Origin of the sequence: Acinetobacter sp. YK3, assembly GCF_001729365.1 — a bacterium.
In the GTDB taxonomy this organism is placed as follows: Bacteria; Pseudomonadota; Gammaproteobacteria; order Pseudomonadales; family Moraxellaceae; genus Acinetobacter; species Acinetobacter vivianii.
Map to the genome: position 1 here is coordinate 1 of NZ_LZPJ01000123.1, position 3486 is coordinate 3486.

Below are 3486 nucleotides of genomic sequence, written 5' to 3' on the forward strand. Positions count from 1 at the left end.
AAATATTGGAAATTTTTCTTTAATTGAGTAAGAGAATAAAAAATCAAAAATTATTGTGTGAAAATAAGAGCTGAAAAAGAAGAATAAAATAGATTTCTTAATGTGATTGCCGAATGGTGAGATTATTTAAAATTTTTATCTAGCATGTATGAGTTTCATACAAATACTTTAGCCATAAAAAAACCTCAGCTAACGAAAAATGCTGAGGTGAAAAGGAGGTTGCATCATAATTATATTGCTATTTATTTTTTAATTAAAGGGTTTTGGGTTATAAAAGCATAATGTGTTTATTTTTAGAAGCAAAAGTGTTTTTAATTTTTTGTCTTAAATTTTGCTTCTGTTTTAATCAGGAAATTTTTTTAGACTGATTTAGATAATAGTCTTTAAAAGAAACTCTTTGTTCACGGATATAATCACTAGGTTTTTTTCCTGTCCAGCCAATAAATGCTCTTGAAAAAGCACTAATATGGCTATAACCTAATAAATCTGATATTTCCTGAATATTTCGGTTCGAGTTAATTAACTTTTTAGCTAACTCAAATTTTTTGGATTGTAGCAAGGATGAGAATGTTGTATTGGCGCTTGATAGTTCTCGCTTTAATGTTCTTTCAGAAATTTTTAACTTTGTTGCGACATCCGTTAAGCTTGGAAAACCAAAACCAGGTATGAATTTAAGTTGTTGATTTACCTTTAAAATAATTTTGTTGTCTTGATCTTGATAGAAAAGATATTCTTTATTGACCAGTTCCATTGCAATCATATAAGCACTAGGTGAGCTAAACGTTAGGGGTAAATCCAAACACTTGGTATCAAAACTGATCTGGTTATATTCTTCGTTAAAATGAATAATTGGTAAGCGCTTTTCATAGAATTGATGATAATCTGCTTGATCCCAAGTGACATTAATGTTTATGCCTGTTAAGTTGTAATTGGTAATGAGTTGAAGATTATTTACAATATCAATTAATGCACTTTCAATAAAAAACTTATTAACAATATTTTTTTTGCTTTCATTTAAATGGTTAGGTAGTTGGTAGAGTGGGTTGAGTCGAATAATGATTTTATTGTTTTTATTTAAAATGGATAAATCCATTTTGTGAAGACGCATATTATAATATTTTTGCAAGTCAACTAAAACTTTTCCAATGGTATTGTTGGTCAGTAAGGCAAAGCCCAAAGCACCATGAGTTGTAAGCTTACAGTTAAAACCTAATTGATAACCTAAACCTTTTTCTGGTAGGAGCTCTAACAGGCGAATCACAATATCAATCCATTGATTGAAACTCATGCGTTCATTCTGATTGACGTCAGTTAGCAAAGATAGAGGAATTTGACAATATCTGATGATTTCCCCTTTAGGGATTCCAAATCTAGAAGCTGTGTCGACAAGGATTTTTAGATAATCATTATGAACATTAAGTAACTGTTTTTTCATAGCAAAAAGAAGATATTGACCTAAAAATCCTTATACATTAGGTTATTATATTTTTTATGCTTTTATAAAACAAAGACCTGTTTTGTTAATTCCTGAGGTTTTTAATGTTTATTAATATTCCTTTGAGGAATAATGGACGAAAAATGATAAAAAAATGTCTTAATTGTTAAAACAGTGTATTAATTGTTAAATGTGTATAGGTTGTATTTCATTAGATTTATATGTGCTTGATCCCTTTTAAGGCACATAATTATGAATAAAATATACCGTTTAGTCTGGAATAAAAGTCTAAGTTTATGGACCGTTGTTTCTGAAAATGCACGAGGCGTCACAAAAAAACGTAATGTGACTACAATTCAAACAGTTACGGAACTCACGTCCTCATCTCTTCAACAAAATAATAAACTCTTGAAGCTTAAGCCAAGCTTAATTGCACTGACCATCAGTACAGTGTTCTTGAGTACTGGTGCCTTTGCAGGAGCGAATATGGGTGGGGGTACATCCAACCAAGGCTCCAGTACTGCGATTTCACCGACCAATGACCAATGTGGTAGTGCTGGGCAGGCGACTGTCAATGGTATGCCAAACAGCGTCGCGATTGGTTGTGGTTCGCGCGTTAACCAAACCAATAATCAGGTACAGGGTATTGCACAACGTCGCGGTGGTGGATCCAATGAACCATACCCTGATGGCACGGCGAATCATGTTCCAAGCGCAGTTGCAATCGGCAATAAAAATGTGACAGGAGCGGGTGGTGGTGTTGCTATTGGTAATGCTAATGAATCGAACGCAACTTTCGCCAATGTTGCGATTGGTCAGGGTAACCGTGCGATTGGTGGCGGTTTTGGTACCGCATTGGGTATTGGTAACTTAACAGATGGAAGCTCCAACGTCGCGATTGGTGTCGCTAACCGCGCACGTGGTAATACTGCGATTGCACTGGGTCGTCAGACGTATGCTGAGGCAGACTTTGCGATTGCACAGGGGAACACTGCAACTGTAGCAGCAGGTGCTACCGGTGGTATCGCGATGGGTAATGCTGCGACCACCAAAGGTGTGCGTGGTATTGCGATTGGTAGTGGGACGGGTGGTGCAAACTACGATGCCACCACAGCAGCAAATGCAGATGGTGCTGATTCGGTTGCGATTGGTACTGGCGCAAAAGGTACAGGAGATGGTTCAACGGCTGTTGGGCGTCAAGCGATTGCTTCTGGTGAAAGTTCAACCGCAATGGGTGATAAAGCGAAAGCGGAAGGAAATGGTGATGTTGCAATTGGTACAAATGCATATGCAAAAGGCCCCAATAATTTATCTGCCACAGCAGTAGGTCGTAACTCACATGCAGAAGGTGAGGATGCTTTAGCTGTCGGAAATAGCGCAAAAGCAACCGCCAATTATGCAGGTGCATTCGGTAACTTTGCCCAAGCATCAGCTCAAAATGCAATGGCAGTAGGTAACTCAGCCAAAGCATCAGGTGATTTCTCAAGTGCATTTGGTAATTTCTCAGAAGCTGCGGGCCTACAGTCAGTTGCAAGTGGTAACCGGGCTAAAGCAACTGCCGACTACTCAAGTGCCTACGGTAATTTAGCAGAGGCTTCTGGTATTCAATCGACAGCATTGGGTAATGGTGCAAAATCAACCGGTCTTCGTTCAACTGCTGTGGGGCATGTTGCAACAGCTTCTGGTGCTGACTCCGTTGCGACAGGTCCAAACGCTCAAGCAATAGGTGATTCAACGATTGCAACAGGGAATAATGCTCAAGCGCAAGGCGAAAATGACATTGCAATCGGTCGTGATGCTGCAACTTCAAGTGGCACAACAGACAACATCGCGATTGGTCATGGTGTCACCACAGGTGATACAGGTCAAAATGTGGCGATGGGTTCTGGTACAACCAGTGCCAATGCGGCTTCTTCAGAAGGTGGCGCAGTTGCGATTGGTCGTGATCAGGTGGCGCGTGGTGATGGTGCCGTTGCGATTGGTGATCCGAACAATGCCAATGGTAATGGTGCAGTTGCTTTAGGACGTAATAATACTGCCGCAGGTAATGA

2 protein-coding genes are annotated in these 3486 nt (G+C 39.1%); one reads left to right on the forward strand and one right to left on the reverse strand.

Annotation, left to right across the window (positions count from 1 at the left end; all coding sequences use genetic code 11):
- Positions 1–346: 346 nt before the first annotated feature.
- The gene (locus A9Z07_RS15090) at positions 347–1435 is read right to left on the reverse strand and encodes an AraC family transcriptional regulator (protein WP_069579710.1); all 1089 of its coding nucleotides are present in this window, start codon (positions 1433–1435) and stop codon (positions 347–349) included.
- Positions 1436–1687: 252 nt separating this feature from the next.
- Between A9Z07_RS15090 and A9Z07_RS15095 the strand changes: the two genes are divergently transcribed.
- The coding region (locus tag A9Z07_RS15095) for an ESPR-type extended signal peptide-containing protein (RefSeq protein ID WP_264754296.1) at positions 1688–3486 on the forward strand (1799 nt) is incomplete at its 3' end.